Annotated in this window: 17 protein-coding genes; 11 read left to right on the top strand and 6 right to left on the bottom strand. The window is 40.3% G+C overall.

Annotated elements, in window-relative coordinates; genetic code table 11:
• The first annotated feature begins 80 nt into the window (after positions 1-80).
• The 4 genes from P2W73_RS20795 to P2W73_RS20780 all read left to right on the top strand — a co-directional run bounded on the left by P2W73_RS20795 (position 81) and on the right by P2W73_RS20780 (position 7,743).
• Entirely contained in the window at positions 81-812 is a 732-nt protein-coding gene (locus P2W73_RS20795; protein ID WP_276504029.1) for a GntR family transcriptional regulator, read from the top strand.
• A gap of 432 nt (positions 813-1,244) precedes the next feature.
• Positions 1,245-3,914, top strand: coding sequence for an ROK family protein (locus P2W73_RS20790; protein WP_276504028.1), 2,670 nt, complete (start codon positions 1,245-1,247; stop codon positions 3,912-3,914).
• A gap of 53 nt (positions 3,915-3,967) precedes the next feature.
• Positions 3,968-5,404, top strand: coding sequence for a sugar porter family MFS transporter (locus P2W73_RS20785; protein WP_276504027.1), 1,437 nt, complete (start codon positions 3,968-3,970; stop codon positions 5,402-5,404).
• A 191-nt stretch (positions 5,405-5,595) separates the two neighbouring features.
• A complete protein-coding gene (locus P2W73_RS20780) occupies positions 5,596-7,743 on the top strand; it encodes a hypothetical protein (RefSeq protein ID WP_276504026.1) in 2,148 nt (715 codons plus the stop codon).
• A 24-nt stretch (positions 7,744-7,767) separates the two neighbouring features.
• Here the strand turns inward: P2W73_RS20780 and P2W73_RS20775 are convergent, their stop codons facing one another.
• The 3 genes from P2W73_RS20775 to P2W73_RS20765 all read right to left on the bottom strand — a co-directional run bounded on the left by P2W73_RS20775 (position 7,768) and on the right by P2W73_RS20765 (position 12,308).
• The gene (locus tag P2W73_RS20775) at positions 7,768-10,050 is read right to left on the bottom strand and encodes a hypothetical protein (protein WP_276504025.1); all 2,283 of its coding nucleotides are present in this window, start codon (positions 10,048-10,050) and stop codon (positions 7,768-7,770) included.
• Between the two features lie 543 nt (positions 10,051-10,593).
• The gene (locus P2W73_RS20770) at positions 10,594-11,007 is read right to left on the bottom strand and encodes a c-type cytochrome (RefSeq protein ID WP_276504024.1); all 414 of its coding nucleotides are present in this window, start codon (positions 11,005-11,007) and stop codon (positions 10,594-10,596) included.
• A gap of 17 nt (positions 11,008-11,024) precedes the next feature.
• The gene (locus tag P2W73_RS20765; protein WP_276504023.1) at positions 11,025-12,308 is read right to left on the bottom strand and encodes a PQQ-dependent sugar dehydrogenase; all 1,284 of its coding nucleotides are present in this window, start codon (positions 12,306-12,308) and stop codon (positions 11,025-11,027) included.
• Positions 12,309-12,665: 357 nt separating this feature from the next.
• Between P2W73_RS20765 and P2W73_RS20760 the strand changes: the two genes are divergently transcribed.
• The 4 genes from P2W73_RS20760 (at position 12,666) to P2W73_RS20745 (ending at position 19,095) form a co-directional block, all read left to right on the top strand.
• A complete protein-coding gene (locus tag P2W73_RS20760) occupies positions 12,666-13,673 on the top strand; it encodes a LacI family DNA-binding transcriptional regulator (RefSeq protein WP_276504022.1) in 1,008 nt (335 codons plus the stop codon).
• Between the two features lie 499 nt (positions 13,674-14,172).
• Entirely contained in the window at positions 14,173-15,054 is an 882-nt protein-coding gene (locus tag P2W73_RS20755) for an AraC family transcriptional regulator (protein ID WP_276504021.1), read from the top strand.
• Positions 15,055-15,233: 179 nt separating this feature from the next.
• Positions 15,234-16,049, top strand: a complete 816-nt coding sequence (locus P2W73_RS20750; protein WP_276504020.1) for an NHL repeat-containing protein — start codon at positions 15,234-15,236, stop codon at positions 16,047-16,049.
• Positions 16,050-16,149: 100 nt separating this feature from the next.
• Positions 16,150-19,095 carry an endopygalactorunase gene (locus P2W73_RS20745; protein ID WP_276504019.1) on the top strand — a complete coding sequence of 982 codons (2,946 nt, stop codon included), beginning with the start codon at positions 16,150-16,152 and terminating at the stop codon, positions 19,093-19,095.
• A gap of 93 nt (positions 19,096-19,188) precedes the next feature.
• On the opposite strand, the gene P2W73_RS20740 is transcribed toward P2W73_RS20745, so the two are convergent.
• Positions 19,189-21,654 carry a TonB-dependent receptor gene (locus P2W73_RS20740; RefSeq protein WP_276504018.1) on the bottom strand — a complete coding sequence of 822 codons (2,466 nt, stop codon included), beginning with the start codon at positions 21,652-21,654 and terminating at the stop codon, positions 19,189-19,191.
• A gap of 57 nt (positions 21,655-21,711) precedes the next feature.
• Here P2W73_RS20740 and P2W73_RS20735 point away from each other — a divergent pair, with 57 nt between their 5' ends.
• The 3 genes from P2W73_RS20735 (at position 21,712) to P2W73_RS20725 (ending at position 23,901) form a co-directional block, all read left to right on the top strand.
• Positions 21,712-21,867 (top strand): hypothetical protein, encoded by a 156-nt coding sequence (locus tag P2W73_RS20735; RefSeq protein WP_276504017.1) that lies wholly within the window; start codon positions 21,712-21,714, stop codon positions 21,865-21,867.
• 118 nt (positions 21,868-21,985) lie between these two features.
• Complete coding sequence (locus tag P2W73_RS20730; protein WP_276504016.1) at positions 21,986-23,143, top strand: sensor histidine kinase; 1,158 nt, start codon at positions 21,986-21,988, stop codon at positions 23,141-23,143.
• A 26-nt stretch (positions 23,144-23,169) separates the two neighbouring features.
• Entirely contained in the window at positions 23,170-23,901 is a 732-nt protein-coding gene (locus P2W73_RS20725) for a LytR/AlgR family response regulator transcription factor (protein ID WP_276504015.1), read from the top strand.
• A gap of 6 nt (positions 23,902-23,907) precedes the next feature.
• Here P2W73_RS20725 and P2W73_RS20720 read toward each other — a convergent pair whose 3' ends face one another.
• A complete protein-coding gene (locus P2W73_RS20720; protein ID WP_276504014.1) occupies positions 23,908-24,879 on the bottom strand; it encodes an NAD(P)H-quinone oxidoreductase in 972 nt (323 codons plus the stop codon).
• 362 nt (positions 24,880-25,241) lie between these two features.
• Entirely contained in the window at positions 25,242-25,628 is a 387-nt protein-coding gene (locus P2W73_RS20715) for a hypothetical protein (protein ID WP_276504013.1), read from the bottom strand.
• Positions 25,629-25,931 lie beyond the last annotated feature (303 nt).

Raw genomic sequence — 25,931 nt, 5'->3', positions numbered from 1 at the left:
TCCTGCTTTTTTTTCACCTGCCCGATTTACTTTTACCAAACTGCCCCAAAAAAAAGTAATATTGTGCCTTTATAAATACTATGACCTTTACAATTGACCATAAGAGCCCAATCCCATTGCACATTCAGACAGAGGAACTGCTTAGAAAGATCATCAAACAGCCCCAGTATGTGAAAGGTAAACACCTGCCCAATGAAATTGAGCTTGCTAAAAAGCTTAATATCTCCAGGGGAACGTTGAGACAGGCGATCAATAAACTGGTATATGAAGGTCTGCTGGTAAGAAAAAAAGGGTTTGGCACCAAAGTCAACAACATAGTAAGCTCAAAAGCGTTGAGCTGGCTGAGCTTCTCGCAGGAAATGACTATACGGGGAATACCCATAAAAAATTTTGAGCTTAACCTAAGCTGGGTCAAACCTGAAGAAACTGTAGCCAATTTTTTTGAAATACGGGGAAACAAGAAAGTATTAAAGTTAGAAAGATTAAGAGGACGGCCGGAAGGACCATTTGTTTACTTTGTGTCTTTTTTCCATCCGCGTATCGGGCTTACAGGAGAAGAGGATTTCAAAAGACCATTATATGAAATTCTGGAAAAGGATTACCAGGTTGTTGCAAATCTTTCCAAAGAAGAAATAAGTGCAAGAGCAGCCGATAAATTTTTAGCAGGTAAATTACAACTCGAGCCGGGAAGCCCCGTCTTATTCAGAAAAAGGTTTGTTTATGACCAGGCAGAACGTCCGATAGAATATAATTTAGGATTCTACAGAGCCGATAGTTTTATCTATTCAATTGAAAGCAGAAGAGAACAATAAATCTATTTCTATCAGAATTGCTGGAAGTCTTTTATTTCTTGTATAACAGGTTACAATAGATTGCTTCAAAATCAAACTTCTATTTTTTAGCAGCATAAACCAATAATCAAATTTTTCGTTCACTTCAATTTACTTACCCTACATTTTAGGGAAGGCTTTTGAATTTTTTCCATCAACATCACCTTGCCGGTAAACATTCCAGCTTAACAATTTCATTTCATCTTACACTCCTCCCATCACCACCCTTGAGAATATATTTTTGGCAAAAATCGAATTTAATAATATGTTTGTACATATGAACATATTATTAACCTGATATTGATAATGAATCGGAGACTACTTTCAAATAACCGCTCTGTGAATGCCCGATAATTTGAACACTATCGCAGTGATACCTTTACTGAAAAATAGACTAAAAAAGTACAGCTATAAATGTCGATCAATAGGAATAGAATAGGAATAGACGTAGGCGGCAGTCATATATCCGCCGCTGTTATCGGTAAAACCGAAGACAGTTGGGAGCCCTCTTTGAAAAAAAGGTTAACGCTTGACTCCCATGACAGCGCCAGTAACATTGTTATTACCTTAAGTAATTGTATTAAAGAACTCAGGGCCACGGTGCAGGAAATCGACGCCGTAGGCATTGCTTTCCCCGGTCCTTTCGATTATGAAAATGGCATCAGCGCCATTACCAATGTAGGAGGAAAATTTGAGAAAACATTTGGCCTGCATATTAGGCAGGCGTTAGAAGATGTTACAGGGCTTCACAATACCGTGTTCAAATTTTACAATGATGCGTACTGTTTTGCCACCGGCGCTTATAGCCTGCATCGTCTCACTAGCAAACGAACCCTATTCATTACCCTGGGCACCGGTTTCGGATCTGCCTTTATGCTGGATAGCGAATTGTTGCATTCATATCCTGACATTCCCCCCTCCGGCGCATTTTATGACCAGGATTTTTTGGATGCAAAAGCTGACGATTATTTTTCAACCCGCTGGATACTGAACGCCTATACGCAAATCACCGGAGCCACTATTTCTAACGTAAAGGATTTGGTTAAGTCCGGTTCTGGTGAAGCACAAGCTGTAATGAATCAATTAGGAGAAAATCTTGGGCGCTTTCTACTCCCCTGGCTACAAAAATTTCAATGCGATGAACTGGTCATTGGCGGAAATATCGCCAAAGCATTTTCCCTGTTTGGGTCTTCACTAAAAAAAGAAATAAGTGTCATGGCCAATCAAATAAATATTGTACTGTGTGAAAACACGGAAGATTGCATTATTACCGGCGCAGCCATTATAGCCGGCAATGAGAAACTTTCAACCAGCAAAAAGATCATGAGAAAAACTTCGCAGGAACTTTTACCGACCACTGTAACACCAAATGATACCGGCATTTATGATATCTATCCCTCATTTTCATCCGGGGAAAAAGTTTACAAAGGCTTTGATACCCTTGCAGCAGAAATAAGTAATGAAAAAGTAATTGTCATTGATGGATATGGCGGTGTGCTATGGGAAACATTCAGGGAAAAACTGCATACTGAATTAAGCCGCAACAACAAAAAAATATTCTGGTATAATATCAATACCTGTTTTAAACCGGCTGATGAAATTCATGCCATGATTACCGACAGTTTAAATGGTGATGATCCGGTATTCGGAACAAAATACACAGGCAGCCTGCCAGATTTTTTTAATGAACAGAAATTAAAACTCATCACTCCTGATCCAGCTGCAGACATAAATATTATTTACGGAACAGGAGCCGCACTAACCGGCATCAAAGGAAAGCTGCTATATGTTGATGTCCCCAAAAACGAAATTCAATTCCGGATGAGAGCGGACAGCATTACCAACCTTGGTGCCGAAGAGGCAGCTGAAAGCACACAGATGTATAAGCGTTTCTATTTCGTTGATTGGCCGGTGCTGAACAAACATAAGGCGAAATTGCTTTCACATATCGATTGCATTATTGATGAGCAGCGAATAGATGAAATTACCTGGATGAATGGTGATGCATTCAGGGCCACACTAAACCAAATGCTGCAACAGCCTTTTCGGGCAAGGCCCTGGTTTGAGCCCGGTGTGTGGGGCGGTGACTGGATGAAAAAACACATCCCGCAACTGAACCAGGATGAAGTAAACTATGCATGGTCTTTTGAACTGATCACTCCCGAAAACGGAATTGTAATAGAAGGAGAAAAAAATTTACTGGAAGTTTCCTTTGATTTTCTGCTTTACTCGGATAATAAAAAATTACTTGGTAAAGCAGCCACCAGGTTTGGAACAGAATTCCCTATCCGTTTTGATTTTCTTGACACGTTTGACGGCGGCAATCTCTCCGTTCAATGCCATCCGAGGCCCGCTTATATTAAAGAACATTTCGGCGAAAATTTTACACAGGATGAGACCTATTATATTCTCGACTGCGAGCCAGATGCATCTGTTTACCTGGGTTTCCAGGATTCCATCAACCCGGAAGAATTTAAAACTGCATTGATCGATGCGCAGGAAAAGGGCATTGAGATGGAGATAGAAAAATACGTACAAAAACTACCGGCACATAAACATGATTTATTTCTTATTCCCAATGGTACAATACATGCTTCCGGGAAAAACAACCTTGTACTCGAAATCAGTAGCACCCCTTATATCTTCACCTTTAAGATGTACGACTGGTTACGCTTAGATCTCAACAGTCAGCCCCGGCCTATCAATATTGAACATGGCATGCAAAACCTTTACTTCGACAGGAAAGCTGAATATGTGCCTGAGAAATTAGTATCGCATCCCATATTGGAAGAAGAATGTCAGGGTGGTAAAAAAATAAAACTTCCCACGCATGAAGAACATTTTTACAGTGTGCACCGGTTTGAATTTACAGGAAGCATTCAAATCAATACCAATAATCAATGTCATGTATGCATGCTGGTAGAAGGAACAGGCATAGCCGTAACTGCCAACGGGAACTCTTCAACTTTTCACTATGCGGAAACATTTGTAGTGCCTGCGGCCACAGGAAATTATGAAATAATAAACAAAGGCGATGACAAAGCTTTTGTGGTAGTAGCGCAGGTAAAAGATGAATATTGCTGAGCTGATTGACAACAAAAACTAAAATATAATTCATCATCCAACAACGAAAGCTTATGTCACAGCCAAAAACAAACCGGTTTATTGCTCTCATAACGCCTATTGCAGCGCTGGGAGGTTTTCTCTTTGGTTTTGATATGGCCGTTGTTAGCGGTATAATCGAACCTGTCAAATTGCAATACGGATTATCTTCTTCGCAGGAAGGCTTGTTTGTTTCCTGTGCGCTGCTGGGTTGTATTGTTGGCGTAGCATTTTCCGGTTACCTCAGTGATAAAATAGGAAGAAGAAAGGTTTTGTTTGTTGCTGCCTTCCTTTTTCTCATCAGTGCAGCAGGTTTCGCATTTTCAAAAGAGTACGCTGTGCTGATTTTCTTTCGCATCCTGGCTGGCATGGCAGTAGGTGTGGCATCCAACGTATCACCGCTCTATATTTCAGAAATCGCCCCGGCGCATAAACGGGGAGGGTTGGTCACATTCTATCAGCTTGCCATCACGATCGGCATATTATGTGCATACCTGAGCAATCTTTTTTTACAAAGAAATGCGGCAGCCTATACAGGTGATGATGGCGGAATAGTCCATTGGCTGTTTATAGAAAATGTATGGCGGGGTATGTTTTTAGTGGGTGTGATTCCAGCACTGGCATTTGCATTATTACTGTTGATAGTACCTGAAAGCCCACGCTGGCTGGTACAGTACGGAAAAACAGATGCTGCACTGGCGATACTTACAAAAACTTCCGGCAAAGAAAATGCGATAACTGAATTAAAAGCCATCCAGGAAATGGCATCGCAGAAAAAAGGAGGCTTTGCCGAACTGATGCGTTTGCCTTTAAGTAAATTGCTGGCGCTGGCGATGATACTCACGGCGCTATCGCAACTCAGCGGCATTAATGGTGTTATTTTTTATGGCCCTACCATTATGAAATCGGCTGGCATCGTTACCAGCGACGCCCTGTTTTACCAGGTAATATTAGGTGTCGCCAATGTACTTTTTACATTGATCGCTATTATAAAAGTAGATAGCTGGGGCCGTCGCCCTTTATACCTCTTTGGTTCCATCTGCGCAGCCATAGCGCTGGCATTAACCGGTATTTGCTTTTCGCTAAACATCACCGGCTGGTTGATGCTCAGCTGTATTATTTTGTTCCTTTTGTTTTTTTCTCTTTCATTGGGGCCGTTAAAGTTTGTCATCTCCACCGAAATATTTCCAACGCATATACGGGGCACGGCATTGTCGGTTTGTATTATGACCATGTGGGTATCCGATTGGTTGGTCAACCTTTTGTTTCCTATCATGCGGGATGGATTGGGGATAGCTGTAACGTTTTTTATTTTCTCCTTTTTCTGCCTTCTGTCTTTTTTCTACGCTAAAAGTAAACTGATAGAAACAAAAGGAAAAAGTTTGGAAGAGATTGAAAAAATGCTGGCCCGGGAGAAAGAGATGTTACATCATAATCTACCCGCTACCAGTATGAGCCAAAGTAAAAGCTAAACTGGCCCGCGAAAACATTCATTTCTATTTTGAAAAGACATATGAAAAACATGCACTTTACTACGATAAAAAAAGTCGCGTTTCTAATCTTAACTATCACCTGTTTATCTATAGGAAAGGCTCATAGCCAAATAGAATTATCTACTGCGTATTTAAAAATCAGGATTGACAAGAAGGGATATATTACCAGTTTGAAAAACATAACCAAAGGTTCTAACCGGGAGTTTAGTCCTGCAGACAAACCATCGCCCTTACTAAGTTTGTACAGTAGCAATAAGCAAACGTATTACAAACCACAAAAAGCAGTTTATACAAAGAGTAAACAAACATTCACTTTATCCTATGCAAATGGTTCGGTAGCAACCGTTAAACTGGAAACAAAAGCGAAGTATTTTAAACTAACCTTGCAATCGCTTATCAACCGCAAGGACATTGATGTCATTCAATGGGGTCCCCTGCATACCAATATCAATAATCTGTTAGGAGAAATAATTGGTGTGGCAAGAGATACCAGTGCTGCCGTAAACTATGCCATCGGTATGCTTGCCTTAAATGATAATACCCTGGGAGGAATCGCTGAAACAATTGCAGACGCAGCGCCCTTTCAATACATCATTCATACGCCTGACGTTAAACGTTTTCCTTTGCCTGACAGCTTGCACGAAGGACAGGTGTTTACACTGGGAGGAAATGGTATCAGTGATGTTGCTTTTTATGCTCACAAAGAACCATGGTACAGAATAATGTATGGCAATGCTGCATTGGTGGACAAAAAAGGAAGAATATCACTTTCTTATCAATCAAGAGACCGCTCGTTTGAAAGAGAAGTTTATTATTCGCTTATCCCCAATATGGCTGCCAACAAGCCAAACCATTTGCAAGTACAGCCATTACCTGGTGTAGATTATATAGGATCTTCCATAGCCTTATGGGGCAGTGCAGACAGTACCGCTTTGCTGGATGTTATTCAGCATATCGTATTGTCAGAAAAACTTCCTTATCCAACTATCAATGGGAAATGGGTAAAAGACCCCGCCGCTTATGTTCCCGATGCTATTACCAGTGGCGGCTTGTATGACAGCATTATCTCTTACACTTCAAGGTTAGGTTTTAAAACAATCAGTTTATATGACCAGGGTTTCTTAAGACCTGATCGGGGTAATAATGGCTTTATTGATGGAAAGAATTTTGAGAAGAAGCCCTTGAAGTTAACAAGAGGAAATGTTTCGCATAGGGAATTTTCGGATATGGCCGCTAAATATGGCATTACAATTGGACGGACACCGATTACCAACGCTTTGGCTCCCGGAACCATGGATGCTAGTCCGAACCCAAGTGATAGTTTGTGTTATCAGCAAAAACGTTTGTTGGTAAATAGCATCAATCCTGCAGATACGATCATTATTGTAGATGACCCCGCGCATCTTGAAGAGATTGCCAGTTGGGAAGGGCATTGTGAAAACCTTAATATGATAAAAATTGGCAAGGAGCTTATTCATTACATGGGCATATCTGACAAAAAACCTTACCGGCTTTTAAATGTAAAACGCGGATACTGGAAAACTATCCCATCAAATCACACTAATGGAGATACGATCTATAAACTCCAGGTTACAATTAATTATGGATATGACGGACTCATTCCAAATGTTCAGTTGCAGGATAAAATTGCTGAGTACTATGCTGATGTCTGTTTTATCAACGATCTGCAGTATTACGATTTCGATGGACAGGAATTTCTGTTCAATAATGGACATGGTTATTATTCAGCCAAGCGTTTCTTTCGTAAAATGTTTGAAAGAGCGGCAGCACTGGGTATTCCCTCCATCCGTTTTACCGGGGCTACTTTATCTGAGGGCTCCTGGCATTATCAAAGTATCTGGAATGTTGGCGGCGGAAAAAATCTGTACGATGTTGACACCCGTGAATGGGGGAGCACTACCAGCCAGGGGAAAGATCTCAGAGATGTAACTTATTCCAACTATTTCCCGGTGGGTATGGGAGGCAATTTTCCCATTACCGCCAATTCAAAAGTTGAAGACTATGAGCATGTGCAGGCTATTTCTGTGGGAGTTGGAACAACTTACAGCTTAACGTTGAATCAGAAGGACGTTGAAAGTTGCCCTCAGAAGGAGGCTATTTTTAAAGCGATCAGAACATGGGAGAATGCAAGAGCTGCCAATGCATTTCCACGAAGCATTAAAACACTGTTAGCCGATCCAGCGAAAGACTGGCATCTTGAACAGGCAGATGCTGACCATTGGAATCTTTATCCGATGCACAAGGGCGAAAAAGGTACTGCTATCCATTTAATGAGGGATATAGCAGGCGGTTATTGATCATTGATAACATTTATTTCACCCTTACTTGCGTTTGTCTGCTGTTAACAGAACCGGATTCACAAAACGGCCATCCCACACTTCGTACAACTTCCATGTGCGTTCGTCTAATTGCTCTAAATGAAATTCTTTATCTGTATTGGCCAGTTTTGCTTTAACAGCAGCAGTAAACGCATTTGCTGCTCTTGCATTTTCCCAAATACGGATCGCTTTGAAAATTGCATATTTCTGCGTGCACGCCTCCACTGTTTTTTCAGAGAGATTCATCATATATGTTACACCTACACCTACAGAAAGGGCCTGCAGGTTTTCCCATTCCTGTACCGTGGAATTGGGACGCAATGATTCCGTAATTCCAAAGGTGGAAGGAAAGTAATTGGCAAACGCAATATTTCGGATGTCTTTGCCTTCTATCGCCCATTTACGGTTTCTGATAAAATACATGTTGGTGCCACCTCCTACATTCCAAACACTTTGATAATGCCAGGCACCTTCGGTAACACCTGCACCCATTACACGCATGTAAGGAATGTTTCGTTTTTTACATTCTTCAAAGAAGCGGTTAAAGAAACGCTTATATGCATAATTACCATGGCCCTGGTATAAAAATCCTTCTTCCCCATCCAGGTCAATATAATGCATGGTATTTACCTGCGATAGTTGCGCATAATAAACAGCCAGCTGATCCTGCAAAAACATATCGGGCGCAAGGCCGCCATAACAGTTGGTCATCAGTTTTTCAATCACTGCTCCTTGCTGGTGATTGGTCGCTTTCGTATTCCAGTAACCACGTTTGACACCAGTTAAATAATAAGGAGCTGCGGCACTTACACCTTTATAATGAATCAGTTCCTTCCCTATTTTCAAAACATTCTCTGTATGTCCTTCCCATCCGCCATATTCATTCATATAAGTTGGATCATCCACATACAGCAATGTATCTGTTGCAGTAACAGGCTTTGCTAATTTTCGTGTAAACACTTTGCAAAGACTATCGTTTGGTACAGGACTCACATCACTGCTGATTCGGTTTTGTAAAAAATTATTCAACGTATGCAATCCAAATAAAACACCATACTTCAGGGCTTCATCCGTAAAGGGTTTAATCTCCTGTTTGCCGCTTTTATAGGGAAGCTTCCAATTGATATGACCGTTGTTGGACCTGTTGGGATAAAACTCACCCAGACCTTCACCTTGTACAGCTTTAAAACCTAACTGTCTTGTGTAAGAAAGACAACTGTCATAATTTCCTGCCCAACTTACATCCGGTATAAAAGCCGAAGGATCTTTGATCCATTTTCCGTTTACAGTAGGATGTGGAAGTTTTTCGTTGAGTACAATGTTTTCTAAAACAGCAAGCGCTTCTGTATCCGGAGCTCCCCAAAGTGCTATAGAAGAGCCGATATAATCAATGCCCGGTAATGCCTGTGTAAGTTGGTGAATGGGATAGTTGGTTTTTATAAACTCCGATTGCTGTGCATCTTCTTTTTTCAGTGTTATCGGCGCCGGGTAGAGAATCATTTTTTCGCTACGGCGATCCTGCGCATGATAGGCAATTGAAACATTTCCTTTCTTATCAATGAATGCGGAATTACCTGAAACGATGCGGAAAAATTCTTCGGGGCGTGAATAAAACGCAACATCATTACGTCCATCACCACCCATTGTAAACAGATCACCTTCGTGCAAAGAATCAGGCAATGGAAATCTCTTTGCATCAGGTGTGTGAATGGTATAGTAACCTCCGCCTGAGTCGCCTACAGAATTGGCAGGCCCACCGGTGGTAATATCATTTAACGCCAGTAAACCAATCGAAAAGTTAACGGCACGTGAAGTATCTCTTGCCACGCCAATAATTTCACCAAACAGGTTATTGATTGTGGTATGAATCGTTCCCCATTCAACTGCATCGATACCATTCCGGTTCCTTACATCCTTCAGCGTAAGCTTGATGTATTTTTGTTGTGGTTCAATTTTAATAAGAGCAACGGAGCCATTGCTATACTTCAGAGTTAATTGTTTTTCTTTTGCCTGGTAACTGCAGGTTTGCGGATAAAAATATTCTTTGGTTCTGCTGTTGTAAAGACATAACAGCGGTGATTTTTTTTCTGTATTACTAAAGTTGCGGTTAGTTTTGCTACTAAGGTTTAATATCTGCGTGATGTAACCCGACCTGTCAACATTTATTTTAAAATAGCTGGTTGTAAAACTTGTTGCTCCCTGTGACCATAGTTGCTGCTGAAAAGAGAGAAACAACAAAGTTGAAAAGATAAGTTGACGCTGTAGGAAACCGATCTGCCTGAACATACTGGTGGTATTATTGCCGTTTATAAATGATGCGAAAAAATAGCTGTTTCGCTACCGTCAAAAATATCCGTTTATTGTTAGCTCCCGGCGCTTTTTATTGAAAGGTTTTTTACATATACCGATGGTATTTTGATCTTGCAGCAGCTTACTTCGCGAAGATCATACAGCAAAAAAAAATTACAACTAAAACAAAAGTTCATGAAACAATTTCTACATATAGCAATGTTTCTCATCTTGATACTTTCTTCATTACCATAATATTTATACAAGTTTCCGGGAGGTGTCGCTGGCAAAAAATTTAAAAATATCTTTTATCCATGATACAGAAGATGTACCCCTCTATTTCGAGCGGGCATCAAATTTGAGAAAGCCTGGTTAATTAATTTTCAATTCAAGATATCAGATTTGTGTTCTTCCAGCGGGATCACTTCTTTCCGGAAAGGTCGCTGAAAATCAGCGACCTTTTCTTTTTAATCTATCATTTAGTCTTTCTACTCGCAAGGTCAAAAGAAAATTTCTAAACCTATTTCGTGAATAGATAAATCATTTCGTCCTGGCCCGAACGTATTTCACATCACCTGGTGTAACAGATGTAGCTTTGTTGCCAAAACTATTGCGGATATAAGTGAGTACATCAGCGATTTGCTGATTAGTAAGATAATTGAAGGGCGCCATGGTATTGCTGTATATTTCCCCGTCTATTTCCTCATGACTATCCATCCCTTTTAGCACAACCCGGATCAATTTTGTCTTACTGCCTAATACATAAGATGTTTTTTCCAACGGTGGATTAAGCTGTGGTACTCCACCCCCATCTGCCTGGTGACAGGTAATGCAATAACTGTTATACACTTTTTTGCCTCTCTCCATGGTTGCTTTATCTGGTAACTGCGACGCAGCAAAAACAATTAATGTAATCAGTAATACCGGTAGCAAGAAAATAATTCTCTTTTCCATAATTCCACGAATGTTTTTTAATTGCATTTGTAAACAATTTTATAAATAGTGCCTTTTGAATCGTCACTCACATACAAAGAGCCATCCGGCCCCTGCGCTAATCCACACGGCCTGTGCTTTGCTTCACGGGTGGACATCACCGTTTCAACACCAGCAAAGCCATCCGCAAAAACTTCCCAGTCGCCACTGGGTTTTCCGTTTTTGAAAGGTACAAATGCCACATAAAAACCTTCCTGCTTCTCCGGCGAACGATTCCATGATCCATGAAACGCAACAAAGGCCCCGTTCCTATATTTTTCAGGAAACATACTAGCCGTATAAAACAATAATGCATTCGGTGCCATATGTGCAGGAAAAGCTACAATCGGTTTTTCCATTCCTTCACACCGGCCTGTTGTTTTACCATTGCCGCCATATTCAGGAGCCAGCATTTTTTTATTCTGCTGTACGTCAAAATAACAATAGGGCCATCCACAATTAGCACCCTTCTTAATCATAAACATTTCTTCCGCGGGTATCACTGCATTTTGTTGCGCCGTAAAATATTCCGGAAACATATCTAACTGATCACGCCCATGCTGTACTACAAACAATTCATTAATTTGATAATTCCAATCTAAACCCATTACGTTGCGCAAACCTGTAGCGTAGCGAACGCCGTCATTATATGATTGATCAGCTTTATCTGCCTTGAATTGCCAGATGCCTGCAGCGGTATCTAAAAGCGGACAGGGATCCTTTCCTTTTGACCCCTTTCCCCTATCCTGTTCCTGGCATGAATTGGATGGAGCGCCAATGTTAACGTAAATATTCCCTTTATCATCAAGCACAATCGATTTGGTATTGTGTTGCCTGCCGTTGACTAAGCCTTTAATAATTCGTTCCGGGTCATCAGGGTTTATTACTTCGCCATTTTTATCCAACTTATACCGGTATACTTCGTCATTGGAAGAAGCATACAAATAATCTCCTTTAATGGTGATGCCGGTGCCTCTATATGTGCCGAAACTTTTTGTATCATCAAACCTGCCGTCGCCATTTGTGTCTTTCAACCTGACAATCCCTTTGCCGCCTAACAGTCTATCCAATTTAACATAGATGGCTCCCTGCGTCGTTGTCACGATGTGACGGGCTTTACCAAGACTGTCGGCAACAACCGCCGCCCCAAATCCAGCGGGTAATTTCAAACCTGCATTATCATCATGCCATACATTTTTTTTTATTACTCTGGTTGAATCGTTAGCGTAGGAAACAGTTGCTGTCAAAGAAATCAATAACACACTCAAAAACGTTTTTATCATAGTAGCTCATTTGTGATAGTTATAACAAACGGGTAATCATCATTTCTAATTCACGTAACCGGTTATGTCCCCTGGTTTTTTGATATTGGCACAACACGCAAGACCATACGTATACCCGATCATCTTCGCAAACCATCCGCCTTTGTGCCGGTCATATACCTGGCGATATGTCATTTTTGGAAGGTCGCTTTAACCCATTGCAAATAAAGATATATTGCTGACCTGACCGCTTTCAAAAATTGCCCTATTATTCAGCAATATTAGCATGCCGTTTAGCCACTATATTTGAAATACCTACTTCTGGAAATTGTGACCTAAATTTGGTAGCTGCTTAAAATAAAATCTGTACGCCACCGGATGGATAACATAAATTTAAAACGACTGGCTGAAGAGCTGAACTTGTCGGTGTCGACGGTATCACGGGCACTGAGAGATAGTCATGAAATAAGCCCGGAGACAACAGCACGGGTAAAGGCCTTAGCAATAAAGCTAGGCTTTCAGCCCAATCCCCACGCCAGCAGCCTCAGGAAGAGCAAAAGCAAAACCATCGCCGTGGTTGTACCTGAAATAGAAAATAACTTTTTTTCACAAGTGATGAATGGCGTAGAAGCGGTTGCGCAAAAGAAAGGTTATCATGTGTTGATCTACCTGACCCATGAAGACCATGCCAGGGAAAAAGATATCCTTCAACTATTAAGAAACGGAAGAGTAGATGGATTAATGATATCTGTTTCGAATACAACTACCAGTTTTGAGCACCTGCAGGCATACCAGGAGGGTAACACACCCTTGGTTCTTTTTGACAGGGTATGCGAAAGTCTGAACGTACCCCGTATAACAACAGATGATACCGATGCAGCTTTCAAAGCCACCGAACACCTTTTGAAGACAGGCTGCAGGAAAGTCGCCTTTTTATCCATGGCCGGAACACTTTCCATCAGCGCCAGGCGAAAATTGGGGTATAAAAGAGCGTTGGAAATGTATGGCCTCGAAAATGACGTGACACTAGAGTGTACTTTTAATGATGATGAAAACCGGCAGGCCATCCGTGACTTTCTTGAAAAAGAAAAAAATGTGGATGGTATATTTGCTGCGGTTGAAAAATTAGCTGTTAATACTTATCAGGTCTGCCAGGAATTAGGTATCAATATACCGCGGGAAATTAAGGTGATAAGCTTTTCTAATTTAGCCGCAGCTGCATTGTTTGATCCACCCCTTTCTACCATTGTTCAACCTGCGTACGATATCGGTAAAGAAGCTGCCAACATACTTTTTAAAATCATTGAGAAAAAGATGATTTTACCCACTGAAAGGAAAATGATAATTCCTTCTCAAATAGTTGAAAGAAGATCTACGGCTAAATAGCCGGTAAAAAATCCGCATAATTAATAGCGTTATACTGCTTTCAGAACACGCCTGTCTATTCAACAATCTTAACATTCCACGTCAACGACTTTACCTGCAGAACTTTTTAAAAACGAAAACCAGGATGACTGGTTAGAGTGGAATGTTTTTTAAAAAGAATATTTGCACCGATTTTGCCGGGAACGATTGCGTAATTTTTTTATTACAGTTCCCGGAGATCGATTAATTTGACATCCGGAAACCTGTTTTTTGCTTTCCAGGTAAGCGTTTTTTATACTCCGGAAAAGCATACGGAAAGAGGCTAAAAACTCTAAGACTCTTCATCTATTTTTCGATTTTAAATCATTGATTACATATTGATTACACCGCACGCCCAGTCACGAAAACGTTTGCGTAAGATTATGATAAAAGCTCACTTTCTATAAGCTAAATTGGCGGTACAAATACGTTTTTACAAAACTTCCACGTAAAGACTGCTTATTAACGAAAACGCTTGCATATGAGACCCCAATTATTAAAAGTCTGCAATGAACCGCAGTACTCCTTCAGTGTTCGCCAGGATCTTGTTCCGTATGTTAACAATCGCTGGCATTATCACGCCGAAGTTGAGTTGATCCATTTTAAAAAGGGTGAAGGCACCCAGTTTATCGGTGACAGTATCAAACAATTTAAGGCGGGCGATGTAGTGCTGGTTGGCTCCAACCTTCCGCATTACTGGCGATTTGATGATTCGTATTTTGAAGAAGAAGCAAAAGAAAAAGCTGATGTGAGAGTAGCGCATTTCTGCGAAAACTTCTGGGGCTCCCACTTTCTACAGCTGCCCGAAAACGTTCACATCAAGGGGCTCCTGGATAGAGCTAAAAGAGGGCTGCAAATAACCGGCAAGACCCGATACAAAGTGGCTGAACTCCTGGAAGCCCTATTACAAACGGATAATAATTATCGTATCCTTTTATTGATGGAGGCACTCACCCTCATAGCTGATTGCAAACAACTGCAACCTTTATCTTCTATCGGCTTTAAATATGACCTGGTAGAAAATGAGAAAGACCGTATCAAGGCTATTTATGAATACAGCATCAAAAACTTCAAACGCCCTATTCAACTGGAAGAGATTGCAAGCGTTGCTAATATCAGCCCTAATTCTTTCTGCCGTTATTTTAAATCAAAAACAAGAAAGACCTATTCACAGTTTTTAATTGAAATCAGGGTAGGTCATGCCTGCAAATTGCTGATTGAAAATAATCTTAGTGTAAAACAGCTTTGTTACGAAAGCGGTTTTAATAATTTTACCAGTTTTCATAAGTATTTCAAACTTATCACCAACAAAAGCCCTCTTACCTATCAAAAAGAATTTATGGGAGAAATGGCTAAGGCTTAGATAGCATCCGATTGTACATGTTAAGATAATTGAATAAACAGGCAACCTTCGGGATGCCTGTTTTGCTATATTCTCTTTTTTTTGCATCATCGCATATTCCTAGGTTTTTCACTGTATGAAAAATGCATAACCTCAACTACGATAAATAATTTACAAAAGATATTTAAAACAACTCCTGCATGAAACTACTTTTTTTAGTCGCCGCCATTGGCTCTGTTCAAATCATTAGTGCGCAGTCCCATTACCTGGAAAAACTTTGGGAAACCGACTCTGCTGTAGCCGTACCCGAATCGGTGTTACCTGTTGGCAACACACTTTATGTTTCTTTAATTGATGGGGGTGGATGGGACGCAGATGGTAAAGGGGGTGTCGCAAGACTTGGTTTGGATGGGAAAAATTATATGGCCGATTGGATCACCGGATTAAACGCACCAAAAGGACTGGGTATTGCGGGTAACCGTTTGTATGTAGCCGATATTTCAAATATCGTAGTAATAGATGTTGCCAGGGGAACAATTGAAAAGAAAATACCAATCGACAGCGCAAAGGGATTAAACGATATCACTATCACCGATAAAGGTGTTGTATATGTTTCTGACTCACGTACAGCCAGGATCTGGCGCATAGAAAATAATATTGCGTCTCTTTACCTGGAAAATATGAAAGGCGTTAATGGCTTAAGAGCTATTGGCAACGACCTGATCATTGCGTCGGGGAAATTGCTTGTAAAAGCAGATGCACAAAAACAACTGACCACTATTGCTGAACTGCCACAGGGTGGTGATGGCATCGAGCCTGTTGGAAATGGTGACTATATCGTCTCGGCCTGGAGCGGCTCTATCTGGTACGTGCATGCGGATGGTCGCATTGAAACACTTCTTGAAACGTACCAGCAAAAAAAGAATACAGCAGATATTGGTTATGACCCGGTAAACCAAATCCTATATGTACCTACTTTTAATGGCAGAACGGTGGCAGCTTATCGGTTGTTATAGTCACCACACTATGCTAATTAAGGTTAGTTGATCGTAACTCTTCTTTATTTGTCTGCCGGGCTTTGAAATAACTTTATCCTTTATTCAAACGTTACTTCGCATGATGAAGATGCACTTATTTTTTTCAACATTTATAGTTCTAACTATAGCTGCGTCAGCTCAACAAAACAAGATCTCCCGGACAGGTGTTGAAATTGTCCCATACCGTTCTACGCATATCAGCCATATCACTCCTGATAGTATTATCGTCATCTACGGTTCCACTTATTCGTTCACCGTAGACACCCCGGAAGACCAGGGATTGGTATCCATAAAAACCAGCATACTAAATCTTCTTTCCCAGGTTCGCTACAAAGATGGAACGAAACAACAATACCATGTCATTGATCAAAGTGGAATGATCAAAAACAGTGGAAACATTGACACCGGCGACCGTCTTGTCGTGTCGGCCGCGAACGGTAAAAAAAGAAAGGTCTATTACCTGGGCAACAGGCCAGGTGCAATAGGCGGTCAACTTAGAATAGAACATGATTCTATCACCGTCAATGGCTCGACCAATATTACTCTCCATTTTACCGCAGGTCAGCGAAGTCCTGATGCTACCGTCACTATAAATATCCCCCCGGGTATCCCCGTGAATATGGATAATACCACCGTAAATGTTATTGGCCGTGGAGAAGTCAAATTAAAAGACCTCGCTAAGCAATCTATTGGTCGCACCGGTTCCAACTATTCGTATTCGGTTGTTGGCGAAGTTCTCTTACGAAAATCTGCAGACGGCGGCACTTCACTTGTATTCACCCATCTTGATTTGCGACCTTCCAATGGCGCAGATCTTACAATCATTACCAGGGATATTAAAATCCCGAGGATTGGTCACTATCTTTTTCAAACAAATTATACTACCTCAAAACCAGCAGTATTGACCAGCCCTGGTATGGGAGCGGAAACGGCCTTATTGACAGTAACGAAAAATATTTCTGATTTAGAGCGATTAACTGACAAATCACTTCATTATAGGGAAACAACTGACACCTATACAAAACTTGTTCTTAAATGGAGTAATGTGATCACCACAGGTATCCAGGTGATGCAATCAATTGATAACGGCAAAACATGGACCCGATCCAATGCTGTCATTGATGCAAAAAAAGCGGTGGCCTCCATCAGCAACCTGACTCCTGATCAACTCTATACTTTCAGGCTCTTTGTTAAAGAAGGTGCCTGCAAGGGATATTCCAATAAAGTACGGTTCTATTCTGGTAAAATAGATATTAAAAAATTCGGTGTTAAAGGAGATGGTGGTGGTGATGATACTGAAAAAATAAACCAGGCAATCAACCGGCTTCATGAAATGGGTGGCGGCACTCTTCTATTCAGCGATGGAATCTACAATGTGCAAACAATCCATTTAAAAAGTAATGTGTACCTGTTTATCAATAAAGGCGCAACGATCAAAGCGATCAAGGGTGCGGATACACCTGAATCTACCTGGTTCAGTGATAAAAAATATCGTTCAGGGCTTTCACCCACTGACGTTGGCCCTTATGTTGATTCGGAAAATTACCTGACCAAACAAGATGTAGGTCATCATTACTTCCGTAATACTCTATTTTTTGGAGAACGGCTGGATAATATCAAGATCATTGGCAATGGCTATATCACCGGCAACGGCAACCTGGTTACCAGCGACAAAGTGATGATTAATGCCCCGGATAATCGGGCTGATAAAATGTTTACGTTAAAACTCTGTACAAACCTGGAAATTGGTGGTATTTACCGGGAGAATGATTTATGGTATGATTCAACACGGGATGAACCATACTATATCAGGAAAGATGGATCGCGGGATTTTGATACGGATAATATGCTAAAGATAGATCGCGGCGGACATTTTGTTTTATTGGCCACGGGGACTGACCATATTAATGTGCACGATACCTATTTTGGCAGAGACAACTCCTCCAACGCCCGCGACATTTATGATTTCATGGGTTGCAATGATGTAACCGTTACCAATATCTATTCGAAAGTAAGTTCAGATGATATTGTAAAACCAGGTTCAGATTGTTCACTCGGTTTCACCCGGCCGGCAAAAAATTACAAAGTGCGAAACATCATAGGTGATACCAATTGCAACCTTTTTCAAATCGGTTCTGAAACGGCCGATGATATCATGGATATTCATGTAGATAATATCTATGTGCTGGGCGCTAACAAAGCAGGTTTCTCTATTTCTACGAATGATGGGGCCCACATCAAAGATATTCATCTCAATTGCGGGCATACCGGTATCCTTCATTCGAGATCAAAAATGCTTCGCACGTTCACTCCTTTTTTTATTTCAATTTCAAACCGTGGACGAATATTAGGCGCCAGCGTAGGCCGGTTTAAATTTGATGAAAACGGGACAAAACATGATGAATTGCTCGTTACTAACGTCAATATCGGCGTGGTAGAAAATATTATTTTAAATGGTATTGACATTAGCGAAGTATATGGCGGAAGTTCTTATGGCGCTAACAAACCGGGGTGGAAAGACTATGACGGTTCGCAGCGAAGAGCCACTCCCATCATTGCAGGTTATAGTTTACCCGATACCAAATCAGTTGAAGGCGGTTTAAATTTTAAGCTGCCCAATGGTAAACATACCGGTTACATTAAAAATATTGTATTCAATGATGTGCATGTACTGGTGAAAGGAGGAAACCCCTTGTCAGATACAGCAGCCAGTCCACCTGAATTGGGTGTGGGGCAATACAATGCTTCCAACCTGAAAGTTCAACCATCTTATGGTCTTTGGGCAAGACATGTAATGGGCCTCACTGTAAAGAACTGCAGTTTTAATTTTGAGAAACCCGACAATCGCTATGCGCTTTTTCTTGATGATGTGATAGGTGCTACAATCACTGGTATAAAAATGGTAAAGTCAACGGAAATTAATAACGCGATAAAGCTAAAAAACTCATCAAATGTTTTGGTTGAGAATGCAGTTTATTACCAGGATGAGTGGGGCGAGTCACCAACTATATTGGCGGGAAAATAATTTTTAATTTTTCGCTTACTAATTCAACATCGCTTGCATCAATTCCCGGGAAACGAACTGAGCGTCCTTTTAAAAATTGCTGATACTCTTACATCAATCTTTTCTGATCCGATCTCTTTCATCCGTAGATCCTATGCCTCTTTGTGTTTGAGCTTTTGATTTATTATTGCCAAAAGACCTGGAGTAAGTTAGCTTAATAATAGGAACTTTCGCCGATTCCGGATAAAAAGCAACATGGCTTCTTATTGAAAAAGCTTCTTCTGTAAGCGTTCCATAATTGATAATATAGCGCTCCTTACTTAAAATATCAGCAACAGATAATTGAAAACATCCGCCATTTTTTTTCAATTCCTTTTTAATGCCGGCATTCAACACGCCAAACCCTTCTACTTTTCTTGAACCGTCATAAGATAAAGAATGGTACAACCCTGAAAATTCTGCTGAAAAACTATTTGGCAGCTTAAATGCCTGGCTGAAGTTGAGGGAATATCCAAAAAATGATTTTTCAAACGGCTTTTTGGTATATTCTGTTTTGTATCTTCTGAGCCCACCCACAAATCCATAGTTCATGGTCCACCAGTTGTTTACTTTCCATGGAAGACTGGTTTGAAAAGTTATAGTATTTAATCTTTTAAGATTTTGAGGAGAAATAAACAACATATCCCGTGCAGGGCTTTCCGTTAACTGATATCGTATAATCGCATTGTCATCCCTGCTGAATAATAAAGAAAAAGAATAGCTTTTATAATTATAGCCCAGCTTTATATTATTAGTAATAGTTGGCTTTAAAAAAGGGTTCCCGGTATAAACAGCTGTTGGATCACTATATCCTACATAGGATGCCAGATCATTATAAGAAGGCCTGGTGATCCGTTTGGTATAAGATAACTGCAGTTCAGATTGATCATTTAGTTTTTTTGAAAAAAACAGGCTGGGAAACAAAGCCCCCAGTTTCCGTTTAGCTATATTGTTTCCCGATTTTGAATTATCCATATTGGTATACGAATATTCATACCTGGCACCAAGCACCAAATTCATTGATTGATTTATTTGCGAATTAACAGAAGCATAGATTGCTCCGATGCCTTCTTTCATAACAATATTGTTAGATATTTGATCGCCGCTTGTCCATACTCCATTCAACAGGCTTTGAATTCCCGATATACTTGAACTTTGAGTGTAAGCTCCTTTAACCCCTGTTTCTAATTTTACTTTTTTACTTACTTGCTTTGTATAATCCATTTTGGCTACGCCAACCCGTATCGTTGTATTGGCCAATCCTTTCTGCCGGGGAGAAAACAATAGCTCGTCAGTACCTGCCTGCGTCCCGTGTTTATTAATAAAAGTACTTTGCACTTCGGAACGGGCCTTGTTATTAAAGTAGAGATAATCAACATCAACATTGATCTTTTCTCCGGGCTTCAATAATCTTTCTACGTAAAAAGAACTTATCATATTATTCCAGCGATTGGTGGCCCTGTTATCACCGTTAAACTGCAATAGCGAATCCGGTAAAACATTGTAACCGGCATCGGTAAAGTTGGCGGTGGAGTTACCGCTGTTATTATAAGTAAGACTACTCCCGATAGTAGTTTTTGAATTTAGTTTTAAATCGAGCCCAACTGTTGCATCATGATTATTTCTCACAGCCTTTGTAGTAAACCAGCCCAAAACAAATACATCACCGCCCATGAAAGGCATATTCTGAGCACTTCTCACAAACATGTTGCTGTAAGTTCTGTTATGCGAAAAAGTATATGAGCCGTATAAATTCATATTCCTTTTATTATGCGAAAGATTGACACTGCCAGTTCCTTTTTCTCCATAACCATAACCGGCGGTCAGGGAAAAAGAACCGTTCGTTCCCTGCCTCTTATTTTTCTTTAGTATGATATTGATCAGCCCGGCACTTCCTTCGGCATCATAACTTGAAGGCGGAGTGGTCAGCAGTTCTATTGTCGCAATATCATCCCCGTTCATTCCATTTAATAAATTAACGACCTGCTCTACTGACAGCCGCATTGGCTTACCGTTCAGCATTACCGTTACTCCGCTTTTTCCGTTTAATTCAATACTATTGTCCCGATGATTAATTACCACGCCGGGTGATCGTTCTAAAACCTGCAAGGCGGAACTTCCTTTCGTCATCAAACTGCTTTCTACGTTTACGATGATGCCTTCAGGTTTCTGCTGGATCAATGGTTTCTCAGATCGTATTACCACCTCTCCCAATTGTTTTGTATCTTCTTTCATTACCTGTGTTCCAAAATTTTTACTTTGCTGTGAGTCCGTTAGCTCAAATACAGGAGAATCCCAGGTTTGGTAACCGGCGCTGCTAAACCGCAGGATATAAGTTCCTGGCCTGGTATCTTCAAATTGATAACCCCCTTTTTCATCCGTTAAACTGGCTTTTACAAAAGAGGTGTCGGTACTTTTCAAAAGAAGTACATTGGCAAATGGAACGGGTTGGCCGCCGTCAGTTGTAAGTTTCCCGGATACCTGGCCAAAAGTATTCTGCAAAACGAAAAATAATAATAAGTTTACAAGTAAGGTTTGCATATTATCATCCTGTTTTTAGAAATTAGTAGTTGCCTGGAGCAGCGCTTTATTAAACCAATGAAGCAACAAAGAAAACAGGAAGAAGAATTCTTTAAAAGTTTATATGCTAAGCTGCCCGTTAAAATTGATGAGCTACTCTTTATGCTTCAAAATGAAGTACGGGAAGAAAAAATTAACAATAAATACCTTTCATCAATGCTGGAAACCCTCTGATCAATATTTTAATGCAGGTTATATTCTGATGAAGTCCTTCCCGGGATTTTACCTAATTTTAAAAATAATGTAAGAATCTTTTTTGCTGATTTCCAAACGTCCAGAAATTGTAATCATTTTGCCCATTAACAAATCAAAATACAACTGGTTTTATAAGTACAAGATTTATCACCTGCCTTTTTGGTTTGCTTATCACTACATATTGTGGACATTGTACCTTGGCAGCGCCTGGGAAGTAGCCAATAATATTCTCTATACTCCCTATTCCATAAAATTTGGGTTTTATGTCATCTTCCAGGCTATAGGAGTATACTTCAATCTCTATTTTCTCATTCCTAAATTTTTAGAAAAGGGTCGTTATGTGCTTTATGTGTGCCTGCTTATAGCAACCACCGTTTGCATCGCAGCATTGATTGTTCCCGGTTATTATGCAAGTGCCTGGTTGTCGGGAAAGACGTTCCAGGAATTATATGGAATTGATCCCGGCAATTATTCATATTTTTTCCAGGTCACCTCTCTTCCTTCCACTGCCGCCAGTATGACGCTGGCCATGAGTGTAAAGCTGACCAAGAACTGGATACAAACCAAACAAAGGGAAAAATTGCTGGAGAAAGAAAAATTAGAAACGGAATTAAAATTTCTTAAATCACAGTTCAATCCTCATTTTTTGTTTAACAGTATCAATTCGATATTCGTACTGATTCATAAAAACCCGGATATGGCATCTGATTCGCTGGCCAAGTTTTCAGAATTACTCAGATACCAGTTATATGAATGCAATGAAAATCAAATTCCGCTTGATAAGGAGCTGACATATTTGGAAAATTATATTGAATTAGAAAAATTGAGACAGGAGCATAATATCGAACTGTCCATGCAAATTGAAGAACGGCATTCCGGCAACCTGGTTATTGCGCCTTTTATTTTAATGCCTTTTATCGAGAATGCTTTCAAACATGTGTCAAAGCAAAAAGATACACCGAATTGGATAAAGATGAACCTACGGTTTAACCAGCACCAGGTGACCCTCAATATTTCAAACAGCATTTCAGCCGTGCATAATTCTTCCGCAGACTTCATCAATTACGGTGGTATAGGATTGAAGAATTTACAGCGAAGATTGGATTTGATTTACCCCCGGGACCATGATTTGGTTATAGAAAAAGATGATGAACAGTTCCGGGTAATGCTCCGCTTAAATTTGCATTCACAAAAAATTGAAGAATTACCAACAATGCGGATAGTGGAAGATGGGTTAATTTTAAAACAGGCATAAGCAACGCTTTTGGAAAATATTTTAGTATGACATTAAAATGTGTAGCCATTGATGATGAACCATTAGCCAGGGAATGTATTGCAAATTATGTGCGGGAGATAGATTTTTTACAGCTGACAGGCACGGGTAATAACCCTGTAGATCTTACCCGGATGCTGGATGAACAGGAAGTAGACCTTATTTTTTTGGATATTCAAATGCCGGTTATAAATGGCATCGAGTTTCTCAAGATGACACAGAACCCGCCAATGGTGATCATTACCACTGCCTATCCGAGTTATGCACTGGATGGCTTTCAATTAGATGTATTGGATTATCTCGTAAAGCCAATAACATTTAACCGCTTTTTCAAAGCGGTCAGCAAAGCCAAAGACTATCATCATCTACTGGCCAGATCGGCTTCTAATGATTTAGCGAAAACTAATTCAACTGAAAATTATTTTTTTATCAAATGTGATTACAAGTACGAAAGAATTTACTTCGATGATATCCTGTACATAGAAGCGATGCAGAATTATGTTACCATTTTTACGCAGAAAGGAAAATATATTACGCTGCTGTACCTGAAAAACGTTGAGCAAAACCTGGATAAACAGTCCTTCATCCGGGTACATAAATCGTATATTGTTTCTATTCCAAAAATAGAGGCGATTGAAAACAATGAAATAATTATTCAATCTTTTCGGATTCCCATAAGCCGTAACTACCGCGACCAGGTGATCGAAAGGGTGGTTAATGACAAACTTTGGAAAAAATGAAAAAACCTATTCGTTCACCAGGATTATTTTCCCGATATGATCGCTGCTTTCCATCAGTTCATGCGCCTTATACGCATCCGCCAATGGAAATGTAGCGAATACAACAGGTTTGAATCTACCTTCTTCCATCATCGGCCATACATTTTTATAAATATCTATCGCCAGTGAAGTTTTAAATGCGGCATCCCTGCTTCTGAGTGTGCTGCCTGTTATGGTAATTCTTTTCTGCATCATCTTCGTAATATTCAGCTCCACCCTATTCCCCTTCATCGAATTAATATAAACCAACCGGCCCTCCGGATGCAGAATGTTTAAGTTCTTTTCAAAATACTCTCCACCTACCATATCCAGTATTATATCAACGCCTTCATCAGCCAGCTCTTTTTCAAAGTCCTGTGTTTTATAATTAATAAACCTATCAGCTCCCATATTTATACAGGCCTGCCCCTTCTCATCGGTTCCCACTGTTACAATGACTTTAGCATTTTTATTTTTGGCCAGTTGAATAGCAGTAATGCCAATACCACTACTACCACCATGTATCAGCAGCGTTTCTCCCGGTTGTAAACGGCCTCTTTGAAACACATTGCTCCATACGGTGAAAACAGTTTCAGGTAAACCTGCAGCTTCTGCAAAACTGAAATGATCCGGGATTGGCAAACACTGTCCGGCGATCACATTCACATATTCTGCGTAGCCACCTCCTGCAACTAGTGCACAAACCCTGTCACCGGCTTTCCATTGTGTAACGTTATTTCCGATTGCTGTAATAATACCTGCCACTTCCAGTCCCGGTATATCCTGCGGGGCTCCCGGTGGAGCAGGATAGTGTCCTTTTCGCTGAGAAACATCAGGACGATTTACTCCTGCGGCTTTCACTTGTATCAGGACTTCATCAGCAGCCATTTCTGGTTGAGACCTTTCCTGTAGTTGTAGTACTGACGGCTCTCCATGGGATGTTATAACTACTGCTTTCATTATTGTTTTTAATTTGTGTGAAGATGAAAAGCTTGTGTTGCTTTTCACCTACCATATCGGTTAAGTTTGATAACAAGTCACACTTTCGGTGTACTAGGGTAACAAAATAAATCCCATTATGTTTAGTTATAAAGTTGGGGAAGACCCCGCATAAACAAGAAAATCTCTTGCTCCCCTATATGAATTCGTCAGTCAATGGGGAATAAGTTATTGGAAGAAAAACGGGATCGACTACCTGAAGGATCAGCATCTGTATAAATGATCAGTTGACGGATCACTAAACTAAACTACTGAAGATGATAATGGAAGTCGATGCGGATATAATCGGAAACCAGCCATAACCGGATGTTGGTTAGTATGCTTTACCTCAGTTTATTTTGATTTGCAAGTGCAGCCAGAAGCGTAGGATCATTTCGTTTATCATCAATTGTTACACTCTGGAGTTGTCCGGGGTAACCCAGCCGCATCCTGATTTTATTATCAGGCGACCAGCTTTGGCTCATAGTAATTGAATGATCGCAGGAAGAACTTAAATAATCTGGCATATATATGCCATAGTAAATAACCTGTTTGTCAACAGTTACAGCAAATGCATTCCGGGTTCTTAAAGTTTGTAATTTTTGTATCGCCTCGTCTGTCAGTTTAAATTCGTAATTCGCCTTAACATATTCGACAATATTGTGGTTTGTAACAAGAGGGGTGTCTTCAATCATTGACTTGGATGCATCCACCTGGCATTTATTCGTCACAAATTGAACTGTTTTTAATGAGTAAATTTCAACGCTGCTACCATCGGCTATATTTTTTTTGTTACAGAAATTGGTTATTATGAAAAACGCTAAAAGTGAAAGTACAAATCGCATGCCGCCAAATGCTCCGCTGGCGAAACGGCCACGCCCCTTTTTCCATTGTATGTTTTTCTTTCTAATTAACTCAAGTTGCTAGTTAATATGTCAAAAAAACTATTTGGTCAACGCAATAGGCTGTTTGGTGTATAAAAAAAGAAGTGAGCATTAATAAAAGATAATTTTGAGTTACCACACGCAAAACTC

Source organism: Terrimonas pollutisoli, assembly GCF_029360765.1.
Taxonomy (GTDB): Bacteria; Bacteroidota; Bacteroidia; order Chitinophagales; family Chitinophagaceae; genus Terrimonas_B; species Terrimonas_B pollutisoli.
This window is presented reverse-complemented; position numbering and strand designations above follow the sequence as displayed.

Coding starts and splice junctions, on each gene's coding strand:
- P2W73_RS20765 (WP_276504023.1), bottom strand. CDS start 12,308: ATGATAAAAACGTTTTTGAGTGTGTTATTGATTTCTTTGACAGCAACT.
- P2W73_RS20755 (WP_276504021.1), top strand. CDS start 14,173: ATGAGACCCCAATTATTAAAAGTCTGCAATGAACCGCAGTACTCCTTC.
- P2W73_RS20785 (WP_276504027.1), top strand. CDS start 3,968: ATGTCACAGCCAAAAACAAACCGGTTTATTGCTCTCATAACGCCTATT.
- P2W73_RS20790 (WP_276504028.1), top strand. CDS start 1,245: ATGTCGATCAATAGGAATAGAATAGGAATAGACGTAGGCGGCAGTCAT.
- P2W73_RS20745 (WP_276504019.1), top strand. CDS start 16,150: ATGATGAAGATGCACTTATTTTTTTCAACATTTATAGTTCTAACTATA.
- P2W73_RS20740 (WP_276504018.1), bottom strand. CDS start 21,654: ATGCAAACCTTACTTGTAAACTTATTATTATTTTTCGTTTTGCAGAAT.
- P2W73_RS20725 (WP_276504015.1), top strand. CDS start 23,170: ATGACATTAAAATGTGTAGCCATTGATGATGAACCATTAGCCAGGGAA.
- P2W73_RS20720 (WP_276504014.1), bottom strand. CDS start 24,879: ATGAAAGCAGTAGTTATAACATCCCATGGAGAGCCGTCAGTACTACAA.
- P2W73_RS20735 (WP_276504017.1), top strand. CDS start 21,712: ATGAAGCAACAAAGAAAACAGGAAGAAGAATTCTTTAAAAGTTTATAT.
- P2W73_RS20770 (WP_276504024.1), bottom strand. CDS start 11,007: ATGGAAAAGAGAATTATTTTCTTGCTACCGGTATTACTGATTACATTA.
- P2W73_RS20760 (WP_276504022.1), top strand. CDS start 12,666: ATGGATAACATAAATTTAAAACGACTGGCTGAAGAGCTGAACTTGTCG.
- P2W73_RS20795 (WP_276504029.1), top strand. CDS start 81: ATGACCTTTACAATTGACCATAAGAGCCCAATCCCATTGCACATTCAG.
- P2W73_RS20775 (WP_276504025.1), bottom strand. CDS start 10,050: ATGTTCAGGCAGATCGGTTTCCTACAGCGTCAACTTATCTTTTCAACT.
- P2W73_RS20750 (WP_276504020.1), top strand. CDS start 15,234: ATGAAACTACTTTTTTTAGTCGCCGCCATTGGCTCTGTTCAAATCATT.